At 71.4% G+C, this 26,917-nt stretch carries 24 protein-coding genes; 13 read left to right on the plus strand and 11 right to left on the minus strand.

What is annotated here, in order from left to right:
• Positions 1-51: 51 nt before the first annotated feature.
• From RM812_RS04690 to RM812_RS04700, 3 genes are read left to right on the plus strand one after another with little or no spacing between them, the layout of a single operon-like run.
• Positions 52-1,653 (plus strand): ABC transporter permease, encoded by a 1,602-nt coding sequence (locus tag RM812_RS04690; RefSeq protein WP_311571170.1) that lies wholly within the window; start codon positions 52-54, stop codon positions 1,651-1,653.
• A 2-nt stretch (positions 1,654-1,655) separates the two neighbouring features.
• Complete coding sequence (locus RM812_RS04695) at positions 1,656-2,675, plus strand: ABC transporter ATP-binding protein (protein WP_311571098.1); 1,020 nt, start codon at positions 1,656-1,658, stop codon at positions 2,673-2,675.
• Positions 2,676-2,700: 25 nt separating this feature from the next.
• Positions 2,701-3,501, plus strand: coding sequence for a maleylpyruvate isomerase family mycothiol-dependent enzyme (locus tag RM812_RS04700; protein WP_311571099.1), 801 nt, complete (start codon positions 2,701-2,703; stop codon positions 3,499-3,501).
• A 63-nt stretch (positions 3,502-3,564) separates the two neighbouring features.
• On the opposite strand, the gene RM812_RS04705 is transcribed toward RM812_RS04700, so the two are convergent.
• The 6 genes from RM812_RS04705 to RM812_RS04730 form a co-directional block, all read right to left on the minus strand.
• A complete protein-coding gene (locus tag RM812_RS04705) occupies positions 3,565-4,275 on the minus strand; it encodes an LAETG motif-containing sortase-dependent surface protein (RefSeq protein ID WP_311571100.1) in 711 nt (236 codons plus the stop codon).
• Positions 4,276-4,499: 224 nt separating this feature from the next.
• The gene (locus RM812_RS04710; RefSeq protein WP_311571171.1) at positions 4,500-4,907 is read right to left on the minus strand and encodes a VOC family protein; all 408 of its coding nucleotides are present in this window, start codon (positions 4,905-4,907) and stop codon (positions 4,500-4,502) included.
• Between the two features lie 127 nt (positions 4,908-5,034).
• Entirely contained in the window at positions 5,035-6,483 is a 1,449-nt protein-coding gene (locus RM812_RS04715; protein ID WP_311571101.1) for a hypothetical protein, read from the minus strand.
• Positions 6,465-7,247 (minus strand): ABC transporter ATP-binding protein, encoded by a 783-nt coding sequence (locus tag RM812_RS04720; RefSeq protein ID WP_311571102.1) that lies wholly within the window; start codon positions 7,245-7,247, stop codon positions 6,465-6,467. The genes RM812_RS04715 and RM812_RS04720 overlap by 19 nt, the downstream gene beginning before the upstream one ends.
• A 345-nt stretch (positions 7,248-7,592) precedes the next feature.
• Positions 7,593-8,966 carry an aspartate aminotransferase family protein gene (locus tag RM812_RS04725; RefSeq protein ID WP_311571103.1) on the minus strand — a complete coding sequence of 458 codons (1,374 nt, stop codon included), beginning with the start codon at positions 8,964-8,966 and terminating at the stop codon, positions 7,593-7,595.
• Between the two features lie 2 nt (positions 8,967-8,968).
• Entirely contained in the window at positions 8,969-9,484 is a 516-nt protein-coding gene (locus tag RM812_RS04730) for an Lrp/AsnC family transcriptional regulator (RefSeq protein WP_311571104.1), read from the minus strand.
• A 246-nt stretch (positions 9,485-9,730) separates the two neighbouring features.
• Here RM812_RS04730 and RM812_RS04735 point away from each other — a divergent pair, with 246 nt between their 5' ends.
• Positions 9,731-11,170 (plus strand): gamma-aminobutyraldehyde dehydrogenase, encoded by a 1,440-nt coding sequence (locus RM812_RS04735; RefSeq protein WP_311571105.1) that lies wholly within the window; start codon positions 9,731-9,733, stop codon positions 11,168-11,170.
• A gap of 117 nt (positions 11,171-11,287) precedes the next feature.
• Here RM812_RS04735 and RM812_RS04740 read toward each other — a convergent pair whose 3' ends face one another.
• The 3 genes from RM812_RS04740 to RM812_RS04750 all read right to left on the minus strand — a co-directional run bounded on the left by RM812_RS04740 (position 11,288) and on the right by RM812_RS04750 (position 14,537).
• A complete protein-coding gene (locus RM812_RS04740; protein ID WP_311571106.1) occupies positions 11,288-12,469 on the minus strand; it encodes a serine hydrolase domain-containing protein in 1,182 nt (393 codons plus the stop codon).
• A gap of 176 nt (positions 12,470-12,645) precedes the next feature.
• Positions 12,646-13,362 carry a glycerophosphodiester phosphodiesterase gene (locus RM812_RS04745; RefSeq protein WP_311571172.1) on the minus strand — a complete coding sequence of 239 codons (717 nt, stop codon included), beginning with the start codon at positions 13,360-13,362 and terminating at the stop codon, positions 12,646-12,648.
• A gap of 14 nt (positions 13,363-13,376) precedes the next feature.
• A complete protein-coding gene (locus tag RM812_RS04750) occupies positions 13,377-14,537 on the minus strand; it encodes an adenosine deaminase (protein ID WP_311571107.1) in 1,161 nt (386 codons plus the stop codon).
• Positions 14,538-14,591: 54 nt separating this feature from the next.
• On the opposite strand from RM812_RS04750, the gene RM812_RS04755 reads away from it, so the two are divergent.
• Both RM812_RS04755 and RM812_RS04760 read left to right on the plus strand, forming a co-directional pair.
• Positions 14,592-15,242, plus strand: coding sequence for a DUF4190 domain-containing protein (locus tag RM812_RS04755; RefSeq protein ID WP_311571108.1), 651 nt, complete (start codon positions 14,592-14,594; stop codon positions 15,240-15,242).
• Positions 15,243-15,308: 66 nt separating this feature from the next.
• Positions 15,309-15,755, plus strand: a complete 447-nt coding sequence (locus tag RM812_RS04760; RefSeq protein ID WP_311571109.1) for a DUF4190 domain-containing protein — start codon at positions 15,309-15,311, stop codon at positions 15,753-15,755.
• 68 nt (positions 15,756-15,823) lie between these two features.
• Here RM812_RS04760 and RM812_RS04765 read toward each other — a convergent pair whose 3' ends face one another.
• Positions 15,824-16,408, minus strand: a complete 585-nt coding sequence (locus RM812_RS04765) for an NADAR family protein (RefSeq protein ID WP_311571110.1) — start codon at positions 16,406-16,408, stop codon at positions 15,824-15,826.
• 202 nt (positions 16,409-16,610) lie between these two features.
• Between RM812_RS04765 and RM812_RS04770 the strand changes: the two genes are divergently transcribed.
• The 7 genes from RM812_RS04770 to RM812_RS04800 all read left to right on the plus strand — a co-directional run bounded on the left by RM812_RS04770 (position 16,611) and on the right by RM812_RS04800 (position 25,721).
• Entirely contained in the window at positions 16,611-18,146 is a 1,536-nt protein-coding gene (locus RM812_RS04770) for a gamma-aminobutyraldehyde dehydrogenase (protein WP_311571111.1), read from the plus strand.
• Between the two features lie 56 nt (positions 18,147-18,202).
• Positions 18,203-19,450 carry a polyamine ABC transporter substrate-binding protein gene (locus RM812_RS04775; protein ID WP_311571112.1) on the plus strand — a complete coding sequence of 416 codons (1,248 nt, stop codon included), beginning with the start codon at positions 18,203-18,205 and terminating at the stop codon, positions 19,448-19,450.
• Positions 19,451-19,455: 5 nt separating this feature from the next.
• Positions 19,456-20,628, plus strand: coding sequence for an ABC transporter ATP-binding protein (locus RM812_RS04780; protein WP_311571113.1), 1,173 nt, complete (start codon positions 19,456-19,458; stop codon positions 20,626-20,628).
• Positions 20,628-21,557 (plus strand): ABC transporter permease, encoded by a 930-nt coding sequence (locus RM812_RS04785; protein WP_311571114.1) that lies wholly within the window; start codon positions 20,628-20,630, stop codon positions 21,555-21,557. The genes RM812_RS04780 and RM812_RS04785 overlap by 1 nt, the downstream gene beginning before the upstream one ends.
• Positions 21,558-22,358 carry an ABC transporter permease gene (locus tag RM812_RS04790; protein ID WP_311571115.1) on the plus strand — a complete coding sequence of 267 codons (801 nt, stop codon included), beginning with the start codon at positions 21,558-21,560 and terminating at the stop codon, positions 22,356-22,358. It begins immediately after the preceding gene.
• 36 nt (positions 22,359-22,394) lie between these two features.
• Positions 22,395-23,822 carry an NAD(P)/FAD-dependent oxidoreductase gene (locus RM812_RS04795; protein WP_311571116.1) on the plus strand — a complete coding sequence of 476 codons (1,428 nt, stop codon included), beginning with the start codon at positions 22,395-22,397 and terminating at the stop codon, positions 23,820-23,822.
• A gap of 87 nt (positions 23,823-23,909) precedes the next feature.
• Positions 23,910-25,721: a chitinase gene (locus tag RM812_RS04800; RefSeq protein WP_311571117.1), complete on the plus strand. Its 1,812-nt coding sequence runs from the start codon at positions 23,910-23,912 to the stop codon at positions 25,719-25,721.
• On the opposite strand, the gene RM812_RS04805 is transcribed toward RM812_RS04800, so the two are convergent.
• Positions 25,660-26,325 (minus strand): phosphatase PAP2 family protein, encoded by a 666-nt coding sequence (locus RM812_RS04805; RefSeq protein ID WP_311571118.1) that lies wholly within the window; start codon positions 26,323-26,325, stop codon positions 25,660-25,662. The genes RM812_RS04800 and RM812_RS04805 overlap by 62 nt on opposite strands.
• Positions 26,326-26,917 lie beyond the last annotated feature (592 nt).

The raw sequence follows: 26,917 nt of genomic DNA on the forward strand, positions 1-26,917 counted from the left end.
AACAGGACCGCCACCGCCCGGCGGCGCCAGAGCGTGGCGCGGCTCGCCCTGATGGTCGTGCCCGTCGCGTTCTTCGCGGTCTTCTTCGTCCACCCCGTGGCCGCGATCGTCGCGCGCGGCCTGGAGATCGACGGGACCTGGCAGTTCGGGCGGATCGGTGACGTACTGGCACAGCCCGACGTCCGGCACGTGCTGTGGTTCACCACCTGGCAGGCGCTGGCCTCCACCGCGCTCACGCTGCTGATCGCCCTGCCCGGCGCGTATGTCTTCGCGCGCTTCGACTTCCCCGGCAAGCAGCTGCTGCGGGCCGTGGTGACCGTGCCGTTCGTGCTGCCCACGGTCGTCGTCGGTACGGCGTTCCTGGCCCTGGTCGGGCGCGGCGGGCTGCTCGACGAGCTGTGGGGCGTACGCCTGGACACCACCGTGTGGGCCATTCTGCTCGCGCACGTCTTCTTCAACTACGCCGTCGTCGTGCGCACCGTCGGCGGGCTGTGGGCGCAGCTCGACCCGCGCCAGGAGGAGGCCGCGCGGATGCTCGGCGCGTCCCCGATGAGGGCCTGGCGGCAGGTCACCCTGCCCGCGCTCGCGCCCGCCGTGGCCGCCGCGGCGCTGATGGTGTTCCTGTTCACCTTCACCTCCTTCGGCGTGGTGCAGATCCTCGGCGGGCCCACCTTCTCCACCCTGGAAGTGGAGATCTACCGGCAGACCTCGCAGGTCTTCGACCTGTCCACGGCCGCCGTGCTGACGCTGATCCAGTTCGCGGCGGTCTGCGCCATCCTCGCCGTGCACGCCTGGACGGTACGGCGGCGGGAGACGGCCCTCAGGCTGGTGGACGCCGCCGGGACCGCGCGCCGGCCGCGCGGGACCGGCCAGTGGGCGCTGCTCGCCGGGGTCCTGGCCACCGTCGCCGTGCTGCTGGTGCTGCCGCTCGCCGTGCTGGTCGAACGGTCACTGGGCGCCCCCGGATTCGGCTACTACCGGGCGCTGACCCGTGAGGACGGCGGCGCCTTCCTCGTCCCGCCGATCGAGGCGGTCGGCAACTCCCTCCAGTACGCCGTCGCCGCCACCGCCATCGCCGTGGTGATCGGCGCGCTCGCCGCCACCGCGCTCACCCGGCGCGACGCGGGCCGCTTCGTGCGCGGCTTCGACGCGCTGCTGATGCTGCCGCTCGGGGTGTCCGCCGTGACGGTCGGCTTCGGGTTCCTGATCGCGCTGGACGAGCCCCCGCTGGACCTGCGGTCCTCCTGGGTCCTCGTGCCGCTCGCCCAGGCGCTGGTCGGCGTCCCCTTCGTCGTGCGGACCATGCTGCCCGTGCTGCGCGCGGTGGACGTACGGCTGCGGGAGGCGGCGGCGGTGCTCGGGGCGTCGCCGTGGCGGGTGTGGCGGGAGGTGGACCTGCCGATGGTGCGGCGGGCGCTGCTGGTCGCGGCCGGGTTCGCCTTCGCGGTGTCGCTGGGTGAGTTCGGGGCGACCGTGTTCATCGCGCGGCCCGACAACCCGACGCTCCCGGTGGCCGTGGCGCGGCTGCTGGGGCGGCCGGGGGACATGAACTACGGGCAGGCGATGGCCCTGTCGACGATTCTGATGGTGGTGTGTGCCGTGGCCCTGGTGGTACTGGAGCGGCTGCGGACCGACCGGAGCGGGGAGTTCTAGGGATGCTGCTGAGCCTGCGGGGCGCGACCGTCCGCTTCGGTGGCCGGGCCGTCCTCGACGCCGTCGACCTGGATGTCGCCGAGCACGAGGTGGTGTGCGTGCTGGGGCCCAGCGGCAGCGGCAAGTCGACGCTGCTGCGGGCGGTCGCCGGGCTCCAGCCGCTGGACGCCGGGCGGGTGACGCTGGACGGGCGGGATCAGTCCGGGGTGCCCGCGCACCGGCGCGAGGTCGGGCTGATGTTCCAGGACCACCAGCTGTTCCCGCAGCGGGACGTGGCCGGGAACATCGCCTTCGGGCCGCGGATGCGTGGCGCGTCCCGCTCCGAACAGCGGGACCGAGTGGGGGAGTTGCTGGAACTGGTCGGGCTGCCGGGCGCCGCCCGCCGGTCCGTCGCGGCGCTCTCCGGCGGTGAGCAGCAACGGGTCGCGCTGGCCCGCGCCCTCGCGCCCCGGCCGCGGCTGCTGATGCTGGACGAGCCGCTCGGTCAGCTGGACCGCTCGCTGCGGGAGCGTCTCGTGGTGGAACTGCGGGAGCTGTTCGGGCGGTTGGGCACCACGGTGCTCGCCGTGACGCACGACCAGGGCGAGGCCTTCGCGCTGGCCGACCGGGTCGTGGTGATGCGGGACGGGCGGATCGCCCAGTCGGGGACGCCGCTCGAGGTCTGGCAGCGGCCCGTCGACGCGTTCGTGGCCCGTTTCCTCGGCTTCGACAACGTGGTCGAGGCCTCCGTCACGGGGCAGGCCGCGGACACGCCCTGGGGCAAGGTGCCGGTCCCCGAGGAGGCCCCGCAGGGAACGCGTACCCTGCTCGTGAGGCCCGCCGGGGTCCGCCTGGTGCCCGCCGACGCGGGCCTGCGCTGCACGGTCACCGCCCGCACCTTCCGGGGCACCCACGTCGCCGTGCACCTCCAGCCCGAGGGTGCGCCGCGCCTGGAGGCGGCGTGTGCGCTGCGGACGGCGCCGGAGGTGGGGGACGCGGTCGGGGTGGAGTTCGACGTGACGGAAATCGTCGTGCTCGGGTGAGCGTCCGGCTCGTAGGGTGACGGGCATGACGCTTCTCGCACATGATCGGTACTGCGACGAAATCGCCCGGCAGGTAGGGCAGTTGCGGACCGTGCTGACCTCCGGCGCCGATCTGTCCGCCACCGTGCCGACCTGCCCGGACTGGACCCTGGAGGACCTGGTACGACACGTGGGCCGTGCCCTGCGCTGGACGGAACTGATCGTCCGTACCCGCGCCGAGGAGGAGGTCCCGCTCGACCGGGTGCCAGGGTCCGCGGGCCCCGGGAGGCAGGGGGACGCCACCGCGCTGGACGCCTGGCTGGCGGAGTCGGGCGCGGTGGTCGTCGGTACGTTGCGGGAGGCGGGCCCGGACGCGCGGGCGTGGTCGTGGGCCGGCATCCACAACGCGGGGTTCTGGGCCCGCCGGATGACGCACGAACTCGTCGTCCACGGGGCGGACGCGGCCCTCGCGGCGGGCCGGCCGTTCGAGGCGGTCGCGGCCGAGGTGGCGGCCGACGCGGTGGACGAGTGGCTGGAGATCGTGCGGTTCGTGCAGCGGGTCCTTCCGGACGCGCCGGTGCGGGAGCTGCGGGCCCCGGGCGGGAGCATCCACCTGCACGCCACCGACACCGCCGCCGACCTGGCTGCCGAGTGGTTGATCGAGCTTCCCGAGGACGGTGTCACCTGGCGCCGCGGCCACGAGAAGGCCACCGTGGCGCTGCGGGGCCCGCTCACCTCCGTCCTGCTGGCCTTCTACGGCCGGCTGCCGCTGGACGCCCCGGAACTCGAGGTGCTCGGCGCCCGTGAACTGCTGGAACTCTGGCTGGAGAAGGCGACGTTCGGCTGACAGCACGGTGGCCCGCCCCCGGCCGGGGACGGGCCACCGCGCTGCCTGCCGAAGTGCGAGGCGTCAGCGGTCGCTGTTCGCTCCGCGACGGCGCAGGCCGAAGAAGACCGCGCCGCCACCGACGACGACCAGGGCCGCCGCGATGCCGACGATCATGCCGGTGTTCGAGTTCGCGCCGGTCTCGGCGAGGTTGGCGTCACCGGCCGCCGGGGAGGGGGCGTTGCTCGGCACGGCCGCCGGCGCGGTGCTCTCGCTCCCCGATGGCGCCGGGGCGGACGTGGACGGCGCCGGGGCGGTCGTCTCTGTCCCCCCGGCCGGGGTCGAGGAGGTCTCCGACGGGGTCGGGCTCGGCGTGACCTCCGTCTTGCAGGGGGTCGACGGGGTCACGAGGTTCGGCTTGATGTCCTCGTCGACGTACCGGTCGGCCTTGACGTGGATGCGGTACTCGGCGTTCGGCTTCCAGTCCGCGGCGAAGGTGATGGTGCTGCCCTCGCGCGAGCCCTTGACCTCCTGCTCGCCGATCTTCTCGGCGTCGGCGCCGTTGCTCCGGAGGTAGACGGTGACGGTGGCCGGGATGCCGGCGGGGTCGACGTCGGTGACGGTGATGACACCCTTGTCGCCCTCGCACTTGGCGGCGGCGGAGAACTCACTGATGTCGCAGGCGAGGGCGTTGCCGGCGGCGCCGAGCGCCAGGGCCACCGAGGCGGAGGCGACCCCGAGGGCGCGAACACCACGGCGTGATGCCGTGCGGCTGATGATGGACAGGACTGCCACGTTTGTCCTTTACGGGAGACGCGAATGCGGGGGGTGGAGAGGGTGCCGACGCATGGTCAGGCATGGTGATGTGGCGTCAGCACACCCACGAGGCTCCGGTCTATAAGCGGTGCATAAGCAGTGTCAACGCATATGCCCGCCAAGGACGTTGGCTTTGCCGTCTTATTAACCGCCGATACGTTTCGGCCCCGGATCCGCCCTCCCCCGCCCGGTGTGCCCGCGTCTCAGTCCTGGACGGCCGCCGGGTCCATCCACACGACCTCCCAGGTGTGGCCGTCGAGGTCGTCGAAGGCGCGGCCGTACATGAAGCCGTGGTCCTGGGTCTCGCCGGTGACCGAGCCGCCGGCCGCGACCGCCTTCTCCACCAGCTCGTCGACCTTCTCGCGGCTCTCGGCACTGAGCGCGATCAGCACCTCACTGGACTTGGTGGAGTCCACGATCTCCTTCTTCGTGAACACCCGGTACTTCTCGGGCGTGTGCATCATCACGACGATGGTCTCGCTGAGCGGGATGGACGCGGTGGTGTCGTCGCTGAACTGGGCGTTGATCTCGTAGCCGAGCCCGGTGAAGAACTTCTTCGAGGCGTCGAGGTCGTTGGTGGCCAGGTTCACGAAGATCATCTGCTGGTACATGGGGGCCTCTCCGGTCGGGGTCACGCTGTTGTCGTGCCGTTCGCAGGGTTGGACGGGAGGGGCGTGCGGAACTCATCGGTGCTTCGGGGATTTCTTCGAAATTCTTTTCCAGCGCACGGACAGCGGGTCAGCGGGGCAGCGGCAGCGAGGTCAGTGCCGCGACGATCAGGGCCAGCGGGCCGAACAGGACGAGCAACGACCCGGCGCGTACGGCGGCGGCGCCGCGCAGCATCGCCCGGGGCGCGCCCAGCCGCAGCAGGGCCTGAGTGGTGTCGGCGCGGGTGTGCTTGGTCTCCACGGCCGCGGTGAGCAGCGTGGCCACCGCGCAGCCCGCGACGAGGAGGGCGCCGAGGGTGCCCAGTGGACCGGGGGCCGCTCCGCCCGGCTCGTACAGCATGGCCGCCGTGCAGGCCGCGGAGGCCACGGCGCAGACGACGCCCAGGGGGCGGCCGATACGGCTCGACTCCTCCATCAGGACCCGGCCGGCCAGCAGACGCAGGGCGCCGGGGCGGGTGGCCTGGAGGAGGCGGCCGCACAGGTGGGTGAGGCCGGGGCCGGCCAGGGCGAGGCCCAGGGCGGTGAGGGCCCAGCCGATGAGGACGCCGGCGGAGGGAGCGGTGTCGGGGACGGGGGTGGCCGTGTTGCCGGCGTAGCTCTCCACGGCCAGGCCCGCGGTGAGTACGGCGATGCCCCAGGGGAGGACGGAGGTGTTCTGGGGGCGGCTCGTGGCCGGGGGGACGGGTACGGCGTCCGGAGTCGGCCGCGGTACCTCCGTGGCGTCCGCTGCGGCTGGGGGGTGGGGGTCGGTGACCTGTGTGCGCGGGGCGCCTCCCCCGGACGGGAGCACGTCGGCGGCCACCGTCTCCCCGGCGGCCCGACCGCCCGCAGGCCGGTCCGGTTGAGCGGCGGGCATGCCTGCGGGCCGGGCGGCTTCGCCTCCCGCGGGTGCCGGTGCCAGGCGGGCGCCGAAGCGGCCGTACGCGCCGAAGGTTTCGCGGACCGCGCCCCGGCCGTACGCGCCGAAGCGGCCGTAACCGCGTGTCCCGGTGGCGGACCTGGGCCGTGCCTCGCGGGGACGCAGGGTGAGCGCCACGGCGGCCGAGGCGGTCACCGGTACCACGGCCAGCAGGGTCACAGCCGCCGGGAAGGGGAGGGGCAGACCGACGGCCAGGGCGTCGGTCACGGCGCCGCCGACGGGCCTGCCCGTCAGGTCGCCGCGCAGGTGGAGGAAGACGAGCAGGGCCGCAGCCGAGCCGAGCGCGCCGGCCAGGGCCGTGGCCGTCGCCGAGACGGCCATCAGCCGGCCCGGGCCCAGGCCGATCGCCGAGAGGCCGGGGCGGGGGCGGGCGCCTGGATCGGTGCGGGCCACCGCGACGGCGAGGTACACCGTGGCGGCCAGGGGGGCCGCGCACCAGGCCAGGCGGAGGGCGGAGGCACCGGGCGCGTCGGGGTGGCTCATCGCGTGGCCGAGGGCGCACAGCAGCAGGAAGCCCGTGCCCGCCGAGGCCACCGCGACGAGCAGGCGGCGCAGTTGTACGGCGAGGTGGGCGGTGCGGGTCAGGCGGAGAGCGAGCACGCCGCCCGGCCTTCCGTTCCGGAGGTGTCGGCGGCCCCGGGGGTCCGCTCGGTCTCGGTCTCGGTGGCCGGAGGCAGGTGCACGGTCTTCACCCGCCGTCCGTCCAGCAGCGCCACCGTGCGGTCCGCGAGTGCGGCGGTCTGCGCGTCGTGCGTGGCGAGGACGACGGTGATGCCGTGCGAGCGGGCCGCCGAGGTGAGCGTCCGCAGCACATGGGCGCGGTCGGCGCGGTGCAGGGGAGCCGTCGGCTCGTCGGCGAAGAGGACCGCGGGGGCGACGGCGAGCGCGCGGGCGATGCAGACGCGCTGCCGCTCGGCCTGCTGGAGTTCGTGCGGGCGCCGACGGGCCTTGTCCCCGACGTCGAGGCGCTCCAGCCATTCCAGGGCGGCGGTCTTGGCCCGGCGCCGACCCGTGCGGCGCAGCATGAGGGGCAGGGCGGCGTTCTCCCACACGGTGAGCTCCGGGACGAGCACGGGGGTGGGGTCGATCCAGCCGAAGCGGTCGCGGCGCAGCCGCTCCCGGCGCAGTGGTCCCATGGTGTGCACCGGCACGCTGTTGAACCACACCTCGCCGTCCTGCGGCCGGGTCAGCCCGGACAGGCACCGCAGCAGCGTGGTCTTGCCGCTGCCGCGCGGGCCGGTCACGGCAAGGATCTCGCCCTCGTGGACGCCGAGCGACACGCCTTGCAGCGCGGGGGAGCCGTCGTGGTGCTGGAAGCGCAGGGCGTGGGCCCAGAGCACGTCGTTGTCCGGCGGGGCCTCCATGGGCGTACACCTCGGTTCTGATCAGAAATACCGTACTGATTCCCCCGTACGGGGGAACGAAGGCGAGGACTGGCGGTCACGGTCCTGGTCGCTGCCTCCATGGCACTCGTGCCGACCGGGCTGGTCTCGACAGGAATCCCCGCCGTCCGACGAGAGGGGGAAGTCATGGGCACGGTAAGGAGTCCCCGCCGGGGAAGCCGGACAGCACGCGGCCCCGGGCCGCCGTTCTCACTCGAACGGACCGCACCGGGGCCGGTGATGATCATCCAGAAGGATGATCGGAGCTTCGCCGTGATCAGAGCCTGGGCTGATCAGAGCCTGGGCCTGATCAGCGCTTCGCCGTGATCAGAGCTTCGTCCACGCCTCCGTCAGCGTCGCGCGCAGGATCTGCTCGATCTCGTCGAAGGTCTCCTGGTCGGAGATCAGCGGCGGGGCGAGCTGGATGACCGGGTCGCCGCGGTCGTCGGCACGGCAGTACAGGCCGTTCTCGAAGAGCTTCTTGGAGAGGAAGCCGTACAGGACCCGCTCGGTCTCCTCCTCGTTGAAGGACTCCTTGGTCGCCTTGTCCTTGACCAGCTCGATGCCGTAGAAGAAGCCGTTGCCGCGGACGTCGCCGACGATCGGCAGGTCGTGCAGCTTCTCCAGGGTGGCGCGGAAGGTGCCCTCGTTGTCGAGCACGTGCTGGTTGAGGCCCTCGCGCTCGAACAGGTCGAGGTTGGCGAGGCCGACCGCGGCGGAGACCGGGTGGCCACCGAAGGTGTAACCGTGCAGGAAGGTGTTGTCACCCTTGTAGAACGGCTCGGCCAGACGGTCGGAGATGATGCAGGCGCCGATCGGGGAGTAGCCCGAGGTCATGCCCTTGGCGCAGGTGATCATGTCCGGGACGTAGCCGAACTTGTCGCAGGCGAACGTCGTGCCGAGACGGCCGAAGGCGCAGATGACCTCGTCCGAGACGAGCAGCACGTCGTACTGGTCGCAGATCTCGCGCACCCGCTGGAAGTAGCCGGGCGGGGGCGGGAAGCAGCCGCCGGCGTTCTGCACCGGTTCCAGGAAGACCGCCGCGACGGTGTCCGGGCCCTCGAAGAGGATCTGCTGCTCGATCTGGTCGGCGGCCCAGCGGCCGAAGGCCTCCGGGTCGTCGCCGAACAGCGGGGCGCGGTAGATGTTGGTGTTCGGCACCTTGTGCGCGCCCGGGACCAGCGGTTCGAACGGGGCCTTCAGCGCGGGCAGGCCGGTGATGGACAGGGCGCCCTGCGGGGTGCCGTGGTAGGCGACCGCGCGGGAGATGACCTTGTACTTGGTCGGCTTGCCGGTCAGCTTGAAGTACTGCTTGGCGAGCTTCCAGGCGGTCTCGACCGCCTCGCCGCCGCCGGTGGTGAAGAAGACCTTGTTCAGGTCGCCGGGGGCCTCGTTCGCCAGGCGCTCGGCCAGCTCGACGGCCTTGGGGTGGGCGTAGGACCACACCGGGAAGAAGGCGAGCTCCTGCGCCTGCTTCGCGGCGGCCTCGGCCAGCTCCGTGCGGCCGTGTCCGGCCTGGACCACGAACAGGCCGGCGAGACCGTCGAGGTAGCGCTTGCCCTTGTCGTCGTAGATGTGGGTGCCCTCACCGCGGACGATGGTGGGGACGGGGGCGTTCTCGTACGACGACATGCGGGTGAAGTGCATCCACAGGTGGTCGTACGCGGTCCTGCTGAGGTCCTTGGGGCTGTCGGTGCTCACGATTATCGGGTTCCCCACATGTAGGTCTGCTTCTTGAGCTTGAGGTAGACGAAGCTCTCGGTGGAGCGCACTCCGGGGACGGCCCGGATGCGTCGGTTGATGACCTCCAGAAGGTGGTCGTCGTCCTCGCAGACGACCTCCACCATCAGGTCGAAGGAGCCCGCGGTCATCACCACGTACTCGCATTCGGACATGGCCGTCAACGCGTCGGCGACGGACTCCACGTCGCCCTCGACATGGACGCCGACCATCGCCTGGCGCCGGAAGCCAACGGTGAGCGGGTCCGTGACGGCGACGATCTGCATCACGCCCTGGTCGAGCAGCTTCTGGACGCGCTGGCGCACGGCCGCCTCGGAGAGGCCGACGGCCTTTCCGATGGCGGCGTACGGCCGGCGGCCGTCCTCCTGGAGCTGCTCGATGATGGCGAGGGAGACGGCGTCCAACTGGGTGCCGCCGTTCCTGGACTCGCGGGAGTCCTTCTGGTCTGCGCTTCGACTGGCCACGGCTCCACTGTGCACGACGTATCGACAGTTTCGCAAGGCGGGATCGATGAAATCCGTTGCGTAAGTCCCCAGAGGCTGCGGATTTCGCAATCAGGAGGGGAGTGGGGGTGTTGAAAACGTCGGGACTCCGTCTAGGGTGGGTGTCTCAGTGTTTGGACACCTGAGAGGTCCGAACCCGAGAGATCCGCAAGAGCTCCGCATCCGCGAGAGCTCCGCATCCGCAAGAGATCCGAAGTAGACACCGAACTTGGAGGGCCGGCAGTGAGCACCGAGCTGCGTCGTCTGCGCAACTACATCGACGGTGAGTTCCGGGACGCCGCCGACGGACGGACCACGGAGGTGGTCAACCCCGCCACCGGCGAGGCCTACGCGACCGCGCCCCTGTCCGGACAGGCGGACGTCGACGCCGCCATGGCGGCCGCCGCCGCGGCCTTCCCGGCCTGGCGCGACACCACCCCGGCCGAGCGGCAGAAGGCCCTGCTGAAGATCGCGGACGCCTTCGAGGAGCGGGCCGAGGAACTGATCGCGGCCGAGGTGGAGAACACGGGCAAGCCCATCGGGCTGACCCGCTCCGAGGAGATCCCGCCGATGGTCGACCAGATCCGCTTCTTCGCGGGCGCGGCGCGGATGCTGGAGGGGCGCAGCGCCGGTGAGTACATGGAGGGCCTGACCTCCATGGTCCGCCGCGAGCCGATCGGCGTCTGCGCGCAGGTCGCGCCGTGGAACTACCCGATGATGATGGCCGTGTGGAAGTTCGCCCCGGCGCTCGCCGCGGGCAACACGGTCGTCCTCAAGCCGTCCGACACCACCCCGGCGTCCACCGCCCTGATGGCCGACATCATCGGCTCGATCGTGCCCAAGGGCGTCTTCAACGTCATCTGCGGCGACCGCGACACCGGCCGCCTGATGGTCGAGCACCCCACCCCGGCGATGGCCTCCATCACCGGCTCCGTGCGGGCCGGCATGTCGGTCGCCGAGTCGGCGTCGCGGGACCTCAAGCGGGTCCACCTGGAGCTGGGCGGCAAGGCCCCGGTCGTCGTCTTCGAGGACACCGACATCCCCAAGGCCGTCGCGGGCATCTCGGAGGCGGGTTACTTCAACGCCGGCCAGGACTGTACGGCGGCCACCCGCGTCCTCGTCCACGAGTCGATCCACGACGAGTTCGTGAGCGCGCTCGCGAAGGCCGCGTCCGAGATCAAGACCGGTCAGCCGGACGACGAGGACGTGCTGTACGGCCCGCTCAACAACCCCAACCAGCTGGGGCAGGTGGCCGGCTTCGTCGAGCGCCTGCCCGCCCACGCCAAGGTCGAGGCCGGCGGCCACCAGGTCGGCGACAAGGGCTACTTCTACGCCCCGACCGTCGTCTCCGGTCTCAAGCAGGACGACGAGATCATCCAGAAGGAGGTCTTCGGCCCCGTCATCACCGTCCAGTCCTTCCGTGACGAGGACCAGGCGGTGGAGTGGGCCAACGGCGTCGAGTACGCGCTGGCCTCCTCGGTGTGGACCAGGGACCACGGGCGTGCCATGCGGATGTCCAAGAAGCTGGACTTCGGCTGTGTGTGGATCAACACCCACATCCCGCTGGTCGCCGAGATGCCGCACGGCGGCTTCAAGAAGTCCGGCTACGGCAAGGACCTGTCGTCGTACGGCTTCGACGACTACACGCGGGTCAAGCACGTGATGACGTCGCTGGACGCCTGAGACGCGGACCCCGCGGCCCCGGACGGGAGTTCCCGTCCGGGGCCGTGCGCCGTCCAGCGGCGCTGGTCGCTTCCCACGTGGTGGCGCGGCGGGTGACCCGGGCCGCTTCCGGCGCCGCTACTTCACCGCCGCCTCGATGATCCCGCCGATGACCGGGTTCGGCGCCTCGCTCTTGGCGTCCGTGGCGTTGACCGAGTAGACGAGCGTACGGCTCAGGTCGCGGGTCGCGCCGACGGCGGTGTTGTAGCCGTAGCGGGACCCCGTCTTGAGCCAGAACTCCTTGCCGCCGACCTTCTGGACCTGCAGTCCCGCGCTCATGGTCGCCTTCGGAAGGCCGGGCGGCAGCGTGAACATCTCCTCCAGCTGCGGCCCGGGCACGATCCGCCCCCGGAACAGCGCCGTGATCAGCCGCTCCAGGTCGGCGGTCGTCGAGATCATGTCCCCGGCCGCCCAGCGGTCCGCGTGGTTCCACTCGGTCACGTCGAGGAGCCTCGTCGTCCCGTCCGGTCGTTGCACCGCCTGGTAGCCCCGGTTGTGCGGGCCCCGGATGCGGGGGGCGGTGCCCGGGAAGTACGTGTGCCGCAGGCCGGCCGGGCGCAGGACCAGGCGCGTGGCCTCCGAGGCGTACGGGCGTCCCGTCACCTTCTCGATCAGCAGGCCGAGGACCGTGTAGTTGATGTTCAGGTAGTGCTGCTGCTTCCCGGGATCGAACTCCGGTCCCTTCGCGATCGCCGACGCCGCGACCTGCTGCGGGGTGAGCGTGTCGAAGCGGTGCGCGTACAGCTCCGCGAAGTCGTCGCCGAGTGCGTCGCCCGCCTTGATGCCGCTGGTGTGGTTCAGCAGCTGACGTACGCTGATCGGTTTCTCGAAGGCCGGCGTGAACAGGTCGGGGAGGTAGTGCTGTACCGGCGCGTCCAGGTCCACCTCACCCTCGGCCGCGAGCCGCAGGACGGTGGCGGCGGTGACGACCTTCGTGGTCGAGCCGGCCCGGAAGAGGGCGTTCGGATGCGCCGGCCGGCCACTGGCCAGGTCGCGTACGCCCGCGCTGCCGCGCCAGCCGCCGTCGGTGCCGCCGACCCGCACCAGGGCCGCGGTGGCGTGCTCGTCGGGAACCACGTCGAGGGCGGCGCGCAGCGCGTCCCCGTCCGGGCCGTCCGCTGTGTGTTCGGTGGTGGTGGCGGTGGCCGTGGTGCCGACCGCGGTGCCGGACGACGAGGCGAACGCCGGGGCCGCCAACGGGCCGGCGGCCAGGGTGAGGACGACGGAAGCGGCGAGGACGGAGTGGGCGCGGGCACGCATTCGACTGCTCCAGAGGGTGCGGCGGGTCCGGTTCCGGGTTTCGGCCCCGGCGGGAGGATCGTTGGTCATCCTGGTGTGCCGCGTCCCCCGGCGGATCGTCGCGGAGGAGGGTGCCCGTCCCGGAACCGGCCTCGGGGAAGTCCCTTACGTACAACGAGTCGTGTGCGGGAGCGCCCTTAGGGGAGTGCGCCGCCGCCGGTGCGCGGGGCGCGCAGGGCGCACAGGGTGTCGATGCGGTTGGTCGTGATCGAGTCGACGCCCAGGGCGATCACCCGGCGCATGGAGCGCCGGGTGTCGGGGGTCCACACGGACAGCAGGTGGCCGTCGCGGTGGACGCGCTCGGCCAGCGCCCGGTCCACCAGCCCGAAACGGTAGTTGAGCCACCGCGGCCGCACCGCCGCCAGCAGCGCGGGCCGGGGCGGCGCCGCCGTCGTCCAGGTCAGGGCGATCTCGGCGGCCGGGTCGGCGGCCCGTACCGCGAGCATGGTGACGGCGCCCGCGCAGTAGTAGACGCGGTCCTGCGCCCCGCACTCGCGGACGACGTCCACGACGCGCCGGACCGCCCGCTCGTTCGGCGTTCCGGGCAGGTCGAGCATCAACCGGCTGCCGTCGGTCGCGGTGAGTGCCTCCGCGAGCGTCGGCACCCGGCCCGCCGTCAGCCCGCGCACCTCCTGCGCCGACAGGGCGCGCAACGGCCGGTCCCGCTGCCACAGCCGCTTCAGCGTCTCGTCGTGCAGCAGCACCGGCACGCCGTCCCGGGTGAGGCGTACGTCGGTCTCGACCGCGTCCGCGCCGCACCGCAGCGCGGAGCGCAGCGACGGGATCGTGTTCTCACGGAAGCGGTAGGGGTCGCCGCGGTGGGCCACGGCGGTCACGTCGCGCAGGGGGTCCATGGTCACCGGCCGGCTCAGGAGGCGAGCCAGGCGGCGGTGTAGGTGTCGATCTCGTCCCTGATCCGCGCCTTGCCCGGCGCGTCGAGGAAGGACGCCTCGACCCCGTTCTTCGCCAGCTCGGCGAGCCCCCGCTCGTCGAGGCCGAGGAGCCGGGCGGCGACGGCGTACTCGTTGTTGAGGTCGGTGCCGAACATCGGCGGGTCGTCGGAGTTGATGGTCACCAGGACGCCGGCCCGCGTGAACTCCTTGATCGGGTGCTCGTCCAGGGTGCGCACCGCGCGGGTGGCGATGTTCGAGGTCGGGCACACCTCCAGCGGGATGCGTCGCTCGGCGAGGTGCGCCAGCAGCTTCGGGTCCTGCGCGGAGCTGGTGCCGTGCCCGATGCGTTCGGCGCGCAGATGGGTGAGCGCGTCCCACACCGTCCCGGGACCGGTGGTCTCGCCGGCGTGCGGCACCGAGTGCAGTCCGGCGGCGATCGCCCGGTCGAAGTACGGCTTGAACTGCGGCCGCGCCACCCCGATCTCGGGTCCGCCGAGCCCGAAGGAGACCAGCCCCTCGGGGCGCAGCCGGTCGTCGGTGGCGAGCCGCGTCGTCTCCTCGGCGGACTCCAGACCGGCCTCGCCCGGAATGTCGAAGCACCAGCGCAGCACGGTCCCGAACTCGGCCTCGGCCGCCTTGCGGGCGTCCTCGATCGCGTCCATGAAGGCGCCCTCGTCGATGCCGCGCCGGGTGGAGGAGAACGGGGTGATGGTCAGCTCGGCGTACCGCACCTGCTGCCGGGCCATGTCCCGGGCCACCTCGTAGGTCAGCAGCCGTACGTCCTCCGGGGTGCGGATCAGGTCGACGACGGACAGGTACACGTCGATGAAGTGCGCGAAGTCCGTGAACGTGAAGTAGTCGACCAGGGCCTCGGGGTCGGTGGGGACCTTGGAGTCCGGGTGGCGCGCGGCCAGTTCCGAGACGATGCGGGGGGAGGCGGAGCCGACGTGGTGGACGTGCAGTTCGGCCTTGGGCAGTCCGGCGATGAAGGCGTGCAGGTCGCGCGGGACGGCGGGGTCGACGAGGCGCTCGGTCAAGGGTTCCTCCCCAAAGCGGCGTCTTGGGCCGGCGGTGCGGTGGCGGACGCGGGTGATCGGCTGATCGGTGGTTCGGGGATCATCGTAGGCCGGTCGCACGCCGGACGGTCCGGGACCGTAGCATTGCGGGCACGATCGACCCAGGGGGACGCGATGACGGACGCACCACGGCCGGGCGGGGACTCCGCCGGCGGTTACGACCCTTGGGCTCCCCCCGAGAGCGGGCCGTCACCGGACAAGGGCCGCGAGGCCGGTGCGTGGCTGCCGCGGCAGCCGGGCCGGCCGCCCGTCGATGGGGGGCCGCCCGTGCACGACCAGCCCACGGTCACGTCGATGCCCGCCGCCGGGTTCCCCGCTCCCGACGCCGCGGTGCCGCCCCCGCCGATCGCGCCCGGTGGCCCGGGTGTCCAGGGCGGGTACGGCTACCCCGGATACCCCCAGGGCTACGGCTGGTCCGGGATCGCGATGCCTCCGCAGAACGGCATGGGCACCGCGGCGATGGTGCTGGGCATCCTCGCCTGCTGCCTGTTCTGCCTGTACGGCGTGGTCTCCGTGGTGCTCGGCATCCTCGCCGTGGTCTTCGGGGTCAAGGGCCGCCGGAAGGCCGAGCGCGGCGAGGCCGCCAACCACGGTCAGGCGCAGGCCGGTTTCGTCATGGGCATCATCGGCATCGTCCTCGGTATCGCCGTGATCGTCCTGCTCGCCATCGGGATCGTCGCCGCGATCAACGACGAGTCCGACTACGACGACCCCTACTACGGGGCCCCGCGCCCGGCGCCGGTCTCCGTGGCGGTGCAGAGCTGAACTCCCTTTCGTCCTGAGGGTTCGGGGCGATTACGATGTCGAACTTCAACGAGGGGAGAGCAGTTCATGTCGCACACCAGTCCCGGCCCCGACGGGTTCGGGCCGCCGCAGCCCGGCCAGCCGCCTGCCGGGGGGTACGCGTACCCGCAGTCCGCGCCCGGGTACGGCTATCCGAGCCCGGGTCCGTCGTACCCCGCCGCTCCGCCGGTGGGCTACCCCCAGGCGCCCGGGTACGCCATGCCGATGCAGCCGAGCAACGGCATGGGGACCACGGGGCTGGTGCTGGGCATCATCGGCGTGGTGTGCAGCCTGACCTTCTTCCTGTGGTTCTTCGGCGTCATCCTGGGCATTCTCGGCATCATCTTCGGCGCCATAGGCCGGAGCAAGGCGAACCGGGGCGAGGCCACCAACAAGGGCGCGGCGACCGCCGGACTGGTCTGCGGCATCGTGGCGACCGTGATCCTGCCGCTGCTCGGTTTCCTCGTCTTCGCGAGCCTCATGAGTGCCGTCTGAGCGTCGTCCGAGCGCTCCCTGAGGGACAGGGCCGGTGAGACAGGGGGCGGCCTCGAAGGCCGCCCCCTTCAGTCGCTTCTCCGCAGCCGCTCCCGCGCCGCCATCAGCGCGAACCCCAGCAGATTCGGCCCCCGCCACCGCCGCGGGTCCGTCGCCGCCTCGTCGTCCGCGGCCAGGCCGATGCCCCACACCCGGTCCACGGGGCTCGCCTCCACCAGCACCCTCTCGCCGGTGTCCAGCAGGAACGCGCGCAGAGCCGGGTCCGAGGCGAACTTGTGGACGCTGCCCTCGACGACGATCCCGAACCGCTCCCGCTCCCACACCGCCTCGTCGAAGCCGCGCACCAGCCGCCCCGCCTTCTTGGCCTCGGCGGGATGCCCCGCGGCCAGCACCCGCCGCTCGGCCTCCGCGTCGCGGAACAGCCGCGCCTTGCCCGCCATCATCCAGTGCTCGGCCGTCGCGTACTCCACCCCGGCCACGGTGAACGGCGACGGCCACCACTGACTCAGACAGCTCGGCCCGATCCGGCCGGCGGGTCTCGGCCGGTGGCCCCAGAAGGTCAGGTACTTGATCCGGGCCCCCGCCCGGACCTGCGCGAGCAGTGCTTCCCTGCCGTCGATCGTCCCCACTGCCGCCCCCGTGATCCTCTCCATGCACGCGAGTCTGGCACGCGCCACTGACACTCCGTCCGCCCTTTTCCGTGGTGACTCGACAACTGGTCGACAGATTTCGTCGCGTAACCAAATGGCAACAACGGAATCACTTGTTGGAGGTCTGGGGCTCTGTCAGGATCGGCACTCACATCGAGCCTGAGCCACACCGGCCCCCACCACGGGGAGACCGAGGAGAGCCGACATGCACAACCCGGGCAACGCCACCCAGGACCGATTTCCGGCCCAGGACCGCTTCGCGGACGGGGCCCAGTACATCGCGGGCCGTCCGACGAAGGGCACCTCCGGGCGGACGCACACGGTCCTCGACCCGGCCACCGGCGAGGACGTCCTCACCTACGAACTCGCCGGGCCGGACGACGTCGACGCGGCCGTCGCCGCCGCGCGCGAGGCGTTTCGGGGCTGGGCCGGCGCCACCCCGGGCGAGCGTTCCGACGCCCTGTACCGGTTCGCCGCCGTGCTCGCCGAGCAGGCCGAGGACTTCGCCCGCGCCGAGTCCCTGCAGTGCGGGAAGCCGCTGAAGCTGACCCGTGAGTTCGACGTGCCGGGGACGGTCGACAACGCGGCCTTCTTCGCCGGTGCGGCCCGGCATCTGCAGGGGCAGTCGGCGGGGGAGTACTCCGGCGACCACACCTCGTACGTCCGCCGCGAGCCGATCGGTGTCGTCGGGTCGGTCGCGCCCTGGAACTACCCCCTCCAGATGGCCGCCTGGAAGGTCCTCCCGGCGATCGCAGCGGGCAACACCATCGTGCTGAAGCCAGCCGAGATCACCCCGCTGACCTCCCTGATGTTCGCCCGGGCGGCGACCGCGGCCGGCATCCCGGACGGTGTGATCAACGTCGTCAGCGGCACCGGACGGGAGGCCGGTGAGCACCTCGTCGGCCACCCGGACGTGGCGATGACCTCCTTCACCGGTTCCACCGCCGTCGGCCAGCGCGTCGCCGAGGTCGCCACGGCCACCGTCAAGCGCCTCCACCTGGAGCTCGGCGGCAAGGCGCCCTTCCTCGTCTTCGACGACGCCGACCTCGACGCCGCCGTCAACGGCGCGGTCGCGGGCGCACTCATCAACACCGGCCAGGACTGCACGGCCGCCACGCGCGCGTACGTACAGCGGCCCCTGTACGAGGCGTTCGTCGAGCGGACCGCCGCCCTCATGGACACCGTCCGGGTCGGCGACCCCTTCGCCCCCGGCACCGACCTCGGCCCGCTGGTCTCGCACGTCCAGCGCGACCGCGTCGCCGGCTTCGTCGACCGGGCCCGCTCCTACGCGCGCGTGGTGACCGGTGGCGAGGCGCCCCGGGGCGACCTCCAGGACGGCGCCTACTACCGGCCCACCCTCATCGCCGACGCGCCGCAGGACAGCGAGGCCGTCCAGTCCGAGATCTTCGGGCCGGTCCTGGTCGTCCTGCCCTTCGACAGCGACGACGAGGGCATCCGGCTGGCCAACGACACGCCGTACGGGCTCGCCGCCTCCGCCTGGAGCCGGGACGTGTACCGGGCCAACCGCGCCACCCGCGAGATCAAGGCGGGCTGCGTGTGGATCAACGACCACATCCCGATCATCAGCGAGATGCCGCACGGCGGGTACAAGGCGTCCGGCTTCGGCAAGGACATGTCCGCCTACTCCTTCGAGGAGTACACACAGGTCAAGCACGTCATGTTCGACAATACCGCGGTGGTCCGCAAGGACTGGCACCGCACTGTCTTCGGGGACCGATAGCCATCACGCCAGGCCGCCGACCACGGCCGACCGCACCCGAAAGGGCAACCACGCGCATGGAGCAGTACGAGCCCGACCGCCTGTCCCCGGCCCAAGTGGCCGCCATGCGGCGCAGTCACACCAACGGCAGGGCCGCCCTCACCCGCCGCTCGCTGCTGCGCGCCTCCACGGGCGGCGCGCTCGCCCTCGGCGGACTCGGCACGCTGAGCGCCTGTGGCATCCCGGCGGCCGGCAAGACCGAGGGCGGCGTCTCCGCCGAGGACCGGTCGGCCAAGGAGAAGAGGATCGCCTTCTCCAACTGGACCGAGTACATGGACGTCGACGAGAGCGGCCGACGGCACCCGACGCTGGAGGCGTTCACCGAGCGCACCGGCATCAAGGTCACGTACACGGAGGACGTCAACGACAACAGCGAGTTCTTCGGCAAGATCCAGCCGCAGCTCGCCGCGGGCCAGGAGACCGGCCGCGACATCGTCGTGCTCACCGACTGGCTGGCCGCCCGGCTCATCCGCCTGGGGTGGGTCCAGAAACTGGACCCGTCCAACCTGCCGCACGCCTTCGCCAACCTCTCGCCCCAGTTCCGCAGCCCCGACTGGGACCCGGGCCGCGCCTACTCGTACCCCTGGCAGGGCATCTCGACCGTCATCGCCTACAACAAGAAGGCGCTGGACGGCATCGAGGTGAAGTCGGTCTCCGACCTGCTCGACAACCCGAAGCTCAAGGGCCGCGTCGGCTTCCTCACCGAGATGCGCGACACCGTCGGCATGGTCCTGCTGGACATGGGCAAGGACCCGGCGCGCTTCTCCGACGACGACTACGACGCGGCGATCGCCCGCCTCCAGAAGGGCGTCGACAGCGGCCAGATACGCCGCTTCACCGGCAACGACTACACCTCCGACCTCACCAAGGGCGACTTCGCGGCCTGTCTGGCCTGGGCCGGCGACGTGGTCCAGCTCAAGGCGGACAGCCCGGACGTCGACTTCCTCATCCCGGACAGCGGCTACGTCACGTCGAGCGACTGCATGCTGATCCCCAACAAGGCCCGGCACAAGACGAACGCCGAACGGCTCATCGACTACTACTACGAGCCGGGCCCGGCCGCGGAGCTCGCCGCCTACATCAACTTCGTCTGCCCCGTCGACGGTGTGAAGGAGGAGCTGGCGAAGATCGACGAGGACGCGGCGAACAACCCGCTGATCATTCCCGACAAGGCCATGCAGGCCCGGTCGCATGCCTTCCGCTCACTGAGTTCGAAGGAAGAGACGGCCTACGAAGAGAAGTTCGCGAAGCTCACTGGGGCGTGACGACGATGAATACGACGAAGGCTCAGCCGGACGCGACGGACCGCGGCGGCGACGTCCGCCTCACCGGCATCAGCAAGACCTACGGCTCCTTCACCGCCGTGCACCCGCTCGACCTGACCGTGCCGCAGGGCTCCTTCTTCGCCCTGCTCGGCGCCTCCGGCTGCGGCAAGACGACGACCCTGCGCATGATCGCCGGCCTGGAGGAACCCAGCACCGGCACCGTCCACCTCGGCGACCAGGACGTGACCGCGCTCCCGCCGTACAAACGGCCGGTGAACACCGTCTTCCAGTCCTACGCCCTCTTCCCGCACCTCGACATCTTCGAGAACGTCGCCTTCGGTCTGCGCCGGCGCGGCATCAGGTCGGTCAGGAAGCAGGTCGAGGAGATGCTCGACCTCGTCCAGCTCGGCGAACAGGCGCGCAAGAAGCCGCACCAGCTCTCCGGCGGCCAGCAGCAGCGCGTCGCGGTCGCCCGCGCCCTGATCAACCACCCCAGGGTGCTGCTCCTCGACGAACCGCTCGGCGCCCTCGACCTCAAGCTGCGCCGCCAGATGCAGCTGGAGCTCAAGCGCATCCAGACCGAGGTCGGCATCACCTTCGTGCACGTCACCCACGACCAGGAGGAGGCCATGACGATGGCCGACCAGGTCGCCGTGATGAACGCGGGCCGCGTGGAGCAGCTGGGCGCCCCCGCCGACCTGTACGAGAACCCGCGGACCACTTTCGTCGCCAACTTCCTGGGCACCTCCAACCTCATCGAGGCCGAGGTGGACACCCGCAGCGGCGACGACATCGTGGTGAAGGCGGCCGGCGGCAAGCTGGTCCTGCCCGGAGCCCGGTGTTCGGCGCCGGCCCGGGCCGGCGGCAAGGTCCTGGTCGGCGTCCGCCCGGAGAAGATCAGCCTCACCCACGCCGACGAGGCGGGCTCCGTCCCCGAGGGCCGCAACCGCGTCACCGGCAGGATCACCGGCACCAGTTTCATCGGCGTCTCCACGCAGTACGTCGTGGACTGCGCGGCCTGCCCCGAGTTCGAGGTCTACGCCCAGAACATCGACCGCGACGCCCGGCTGGTGCCCGGCGCCGACGTCGTCCTGCACTGGAACCCGGCGCACACCTTCGGCCTCGACGCGGCCCAGGACATCGACGCGGGCGTCGAGACCGCGGAAGAGGCGGCCTGATGTCGACGCTCACCGAGGCACCGCCGCCGCTCGCGCCGACCGCGCCGGAGCGGAAACCCCCGCGCAGACGGGGCCGCTTCACGCCGTACTGGCTGCTGCTGCCGGGCATCCTGTGGCTGGTCGTCTTCTTCGCGGTGCCGATGATCTACCAGGCCTCCACCTCCGTGCAGACGGGCTCGCTGGAGGAGGGCTACAAGGTCACCTGGCACTTCGCCACCTACTGGGACGCGCTGTCCGAGTACTGGCCGCAGTTCCTGCGCTCGGTCGCCTACGCGGCGTCCGCGACCGTGCTGTGCCTGCTGCTGGGCTATCCGCTCGCCTATCTGATCGCGTTCCGCGCGGGCCGCTGGCGCAACCTGATCATGATCCTGGTGATCGCGCCCTTCTTCACCAGCTTCCTGATCCGCACCCTGGCCTGGAAGACGATCCTCGCCGACGGCGGTCCGGTCGTCGGCGCCCTGAACACGCTGCACGTCCTGGACGTCACGGGCTGGCTCGGCTGGACGGCCGGCGACCGCGTGCTGGCCACGCCGCTCGCGGTGGTCTGCGGTCTGACGTACAACTTCCTCCCGTTCATGATCCTGCCGCTGTACACCTCGCTCGAGCGCATCGACGGGCGGCTGCACGAGGCGGCGGGAGACCTGTACGCGAAGCCCTTCACGACCTTCCGGAAGGTCACCTTCCCGCTGTCGATGCCGGGCGTCGTCTCCGGCACGCTGCTGACCTTCATCCCGGCGACCGGCGACTACGTCAACGCGTCCCTGCTGGGCTCGGCCGACACCGGAATGATCGGCAACGTGATCCAGTCCCAGTTCCTGCGGGTACTGGACTATCCGACGGCCGCGGCGCTCTCCTTCCTTCTGATGGCCGTGATTCTCGCCATGGTCACCGTCTACATCCGTAAGTCCGGCACGGAGGACCTGGTTTAAGTGACCTTCGTCAACTGGTTCAAGCGCAATCTGGTCGTGATCGCCGGACTGCTGACGCTCGCGTATCTCCTGCTGCCGAACGTCGTCGTCACGGTGTTCTCGTTCAACAAACCGAATGGCCGCTTCAATTACGCCTGGCAGCAGTTCTCCGCGGACGCCTGGAAGGACCCGTGCGGTGTCGCCGGACTGTGCGAATCGCTGTCGCTCAGCCTCCGGATCGCCCTCTGGGCGACGCTCGGCGCCACCGTTCTCGGCACGGCGATCGCCTTCGCGCTGGTCCGGTACCGCTTCCGGGCGCGGGGCGCGGTCAACTCGCTGATCTTCCTGCCGATGGCGATGCCCGAGGTCGTGATGGCCGCCTCGCTGCTCACCCTGTTCCTCAACATGGGCGCCCAGCTGGGCTTCTGGACGGTCCTGATCGCCCACATCATGTTCTGCCTCAGCTTCGTGGTGACGGCCGTCAAGGCGCGCGTGATGTCGATGGACCCGAGGCTGGAGCAGGCGGCGCAGGACCTGTACGCCGGTCCCTTCCAGACCTTCGTCCGGGTCACGCTGCCCATCGCCGCCCCCGGAATCGCCGCCGGCGCGCTGCTCGCCTTCGCGCTCTCCTTCGACGATTTCATCATCACCAATTTCAACGCGGGCTCCACCGTCACCTTCCCCATGTTCGTCTGGGGATCGGCCCAGCGGGGCACGCCCGTTCAGATCAATGTCGTCGGTACGGCCATGTTCGTCATCGCCGTACTGTTCGTCCTGGCCTCCATGGTCGTCGGCAACCGCCGAAATCGCCGAAAGGCGTAACGACACCGCGTCATGCATGCGTAGGGAGTTGAAATCATGGCCCCGAGCGCCATGAGCCGCAGCAACGACTGGACGAAATCCCTTTCCGACGCCCAGCCGGGCCCGTACTGGCTGGACGACCCCGGCCGCCCCCGCCCTGAGCCCGCCCTCACCGGCGCCGCGACCTGCGACCTGCTGGTCGTCGGCGGCGGCTACAGCGGACTGTGGACCGCGCTGGTCGCCAAGGAGCGCGACCCCGGCCGGGACGTGGTGCTGCTGGAGGGACGCGAGGTGGGCTGGGCCGCCTCCGGCCGCAACGGCGGCTTCTGCGCGGCCTCCCTCACCCACGGCCTGTCCAACGGCCTCACCCGCTGGCCGGACGAGATCCACAAGCTGGAGGAGCTCGGCGCCCGCAACCTCGACGCGATCGAGGCGGCGGTCGCCCGCCACCGCCTCGACTGCGAGTTCGAACGCACCGGCGAGATCGACGTCGCGACCGAGCCCCACCAGGTCCGTGAACTCCAGGACTGGTACGAGGAGATCCGCGCCGAGGGCCTCGCCGAAGGCGTCGAGTACCTGGACGCCGAAGCGGTGCGCGAGCAGGTCGACTCCCCGACCTTCCGGGCGGGCCTCCACGACCGTCGGGGCGTGGCCCTGGTCAACCCCGCCAAGCTCGCCTGGGGCCTCAAGCGCGCCTGCCTCGACCTCGGCGTACGCGTCCACGAGCACACCCCGGCGCTCACCCTGAGGCCGTACGGCGGCGGCATGGCCGTACGCACCCCGTACGGCAGGGTCCGCGCCCGCACCGTCGCGCTCGGCACCAACGTCTTCCCGAACCTGGTCAGGCGGGTGCGCCCGTACACCGTCCCGGTCTACGACTACGCCCTGATGACCGAGCCGCTCACCACCGGACAACTGGCGTCGATCGGCTGGAGGAACCGGCAGGGCCTCGGGGACAGCGCCAACCAGTTCCACTACTTCCGCCTCTCCGCCGACAACCGGATCCTGTGGGGCGGCTACGACGCGATCTACCCGTACGGGGGCCGGGTGCGCGCCGAGTACGACGACCGGCCGCAGACCTACGCCAAGCTCGCCGGGCACTTCTTCACCTGCTTCCCGCAACTGGAGGGCGTCCGCTTCACCCACGCCTGGGGCGGCGCGATCGACACCTGCACCCGCTTCTCCGCGTTCTTCGGCACCGCGCACCGGGGGAGGGTCGCCTACGCGGCCGGGTACACCGGCCTCGGCGTGGGCGCCACCCGGTTCGGCGCCGAGGTGATGCTGGACCTGCTGACGGGGGAGCGCACCGAGCGCACCGAACTGGAGATGGTCCGCAGGAAACCGCTGCCGTTCCCGCCCGAGCCCTTCGCCTGGACCGGCATCGCGCTCACCAAGTGGTCGCTGGCCCGCGCGGACGCGCACGGCGGCCGGCGCAACCTGTGGCTGCGCACGATGGACCGGCTGGGGCTGGGCTTCGACAGCTGAGCCGCGCGAAGGGTTGACAACGGAATTGGTCTGGACCAAATTGGGCGCGCTCCACCCTCCCCATCTCCCCCGTGTCCGGAGGCACTTGTGGAACGCTCCAGACCTCTCGCGCGTCGATCCCTCGTCACGCTGCTCACCGCCGCGGCTCTCGCCGCGTCCGGCACGACCGCGCTCTCGTCGGCCGCCCGTGCGGCCGACGCCGACCTCGCACGCAACGGCGGTTTCGAGTCCGGCCTGGACGGCTGGACCTGCACGGCCGGTACGACCGTGACCTCGCCCGTCCGCAGCGGCACCTCGGCCCTGAAGGCCACCCCGGCCGGCGCCGACAACGCCCGCTGCGCGCAGACCGTGACCGTGAAGCCCAACTCGCAGTACACCCTGACCGGCCACGTCCGCGGCACCTACGTCCACCTCGGCGCGAGCGGCACCGGCACCACCGACGTCTCCACCTGGGCCCAGTCCGCCCCCGACTGGCAACAGCTCACGACCACCTTCCGCACCGGGCCCTCCACCACCCGGGTCACGATCTACACCCACGGCTGGTACGGCACCGGCGCCTACCACGCCGACGACATCTCGCTGACCGGCCCGGGCGGGGAGACCGGGCAGCCGCCGGCCACCCCCGGCGGTCTGAGGACCGGCTCCGTCACCTCCTCCAGCGTCGGCCTGTCCTGGTCACCGGTCGCGGGGGCGACGGGTTACGGCGTCTACCGCGACGGCACCAAGGTCGGCACGGTCACCGGCACGTCCACCACCGTGACCGGCCTGACCCCCTCGACGGCGTACGCCTTCCAGGTCACCGCGGTCAACGACGCGGGCGAGTCCGCACGGTCGGCCACCGTCACCGCGACGACCACCGAGGGCTCGGACGGCGGCGGCTCCGACCTCCCGGCCCACGCCCTGGTGGGCTACCTCCACGCCACCTTCGCCAACGGCTCCGGCTACACGCGCCTGGCCGACGTACCCGACAGCTGGGACGTCATCGACCTGGCCTTCGGCGAGCCGACCTCGGTCACCTCCGGCGACATCCGCTTCGAGCGCTGCCCGGTCACGGAGTGCCCGAACGTGGAGAGCGACGCCGAGTTCAAGGCGGCGATCAAGGCGAAGCAGGCGGCCGGCAAGAAGGTGCTGATCTCCATCGGCGGCCAGAACGGCCAGGTCCAGCTGACGACGACCGCGGCCCGCGACGCCTTCGTCTCCTCCGTCTCGAAGATCATCGACGAGTACGGCCTCGACGGCCTGGACATCGACTTCGAGGGCCACTCGCTGTCGCTGAACGCCGACGACACGGACTTCAGGAACCCGAAGACCCCGGTGATCGTCAACCTGATCTCGGCCCTGAAGACCCTGAAGGCCAAGTACGGCGACGACTTCGTGCTGACCATGGCCCCCGAGACCTTCTTCGTGCAGCTCGGGTACCAGTACTACGGCACCGGCAAGTGGGGCGGCCAGGACCCGCGCGCCGGCGCCTACCTCCCGGTCATCCACGCCCTGCGCGACGACCTGACCCTGCTGCACGTCCAGGACTACAACTCGGGCCCGATCATGGGCCTCGACAACCAGTACCACTCCATGGGCGGCGCCGACTTCCACATCGCCATGACCGACATGCTGCTCACCGGCTTCCCGGTCGCGGGCGACGCGAACAACGTCTTCCCGCCGCTGCGCCCGGAGCAGGTGGCGATCGGCATGCCGGCCTCCACGAACGCCGGCAACGGCCACGTCTCCCCGGCCGAGGTCACCAAGACCCTGAACTGCCTGACCAGGAAGACCGACTGCGGCTCGTACGCCACCCACGGCACCTGGCCGGCGCTGCGCGGCCTGATGACGTGGTCGATCAACTGGGACCGGTACGGAGGCTGGGAGTTCCAGAAGAACTTCGACGCCTACTTCGGCTGACCGTCAGCCAGACCCCGGTCAGCAGCACCGCCCCCAGGCACCAGCCGGCCACCACGTCCAGCGGCCAGTGATAGCCCCGGCGCACCAGACCGTAGGAGGTGCCGAGGACGAGCACCGCGCAGAGCGCGACGAGCACACGGCGGACGGCCGGCGAACGCAGCGGCCCGAGGAGCAGCAGCGTCGCCGCGCCGTACGCGACGACCGCGGTGCAGGTGTGGCCGGAGGGGTAGTAGCCGACGGCCGGGGGCACCGCCGGGGTGCCGGGGCGGTCGGTCCACTCTTTCAGCGGGGCGACCAGCGCCGGCACCAGCACCATCGCCAGGGCCCCGGCGAGGGGCGCCGGCCACCAGTGGTCCCCACCTCTGGCACGTCCGTGCCACGCGGCGTACGCCAGCGCGGCGACGAGGACGGGCACCGCCACCGGCACGTTGCCCAGGTCGGCCAGCAGCTCGGAGAGCCGGTCCGGGTGGACGAGTGCCCTGCTCAGCCGCTCGTCCACCTCGACCAGCGGACCGTCGGTGACGACCTGCCAGGTGATCAGCGCGAAGAGGAGCACGGGCAGCCCGACGAGGGCGGGGAGCGCGCGAGCGGGGGAGAGCGGCATGACGCCCAGCTTCGCAGGCCCGCCGTCGCACGGTCTCACCGACCGTGCTGAGCAGGGAGCTGAGCCCGCCCCGGGGGACCTGGCCGTGGCGCTGTGCGGGCGGGACCGCCACGAGGAGGCGGAGGCCATCGCCCGCGGGGACCTGCCTCGCTACTGGCCCTCGGTACCGCCGAGGGACCCTACGACCGAACGCCGAAGGACCGGCACAAGGGGGGGGAGTGTGCCGGCCCTTCGGTGTGAACCACCGTCCCGGGTGCCGAGGCGGCGTCCCGGTCGGAACGTCGCGCGCCCCGGGGGGTTTGGGGCGAGCGACCGTCCGATCGGTGAGGCAACCGGAAGCCATGGGCTCCGGTCGTGTGCGCGAGGCACGACCAGGTCGAAGCTGGGGAGGCCCCGGCCTGAGATCCCGCCCACAGTCCCCTGTGGGCGGGGTGTATCTCTCATCTGCTGAGAACTTACGGCAGGGGGTGGGCTCAGGACAGGGTCATCGGCGTCCCGACATCCACCCCGCACACCTTCTTCACACCCTCTGCGGTTCGCTGCGCCATGCGTGCGAACAGCAGCTCAGATGTACGTTCGGACGCTCGTTCAG

It is taken from the genome of Streptomyces lancefieldiae, from assembly GCF_031845825.1.
Lineage (GTDB): Bacteria > Actinomycetota > Actinomycetes > Streptomycetales > Streptomycetaceae > Streptomyces > Streptomyces lancefieldiae.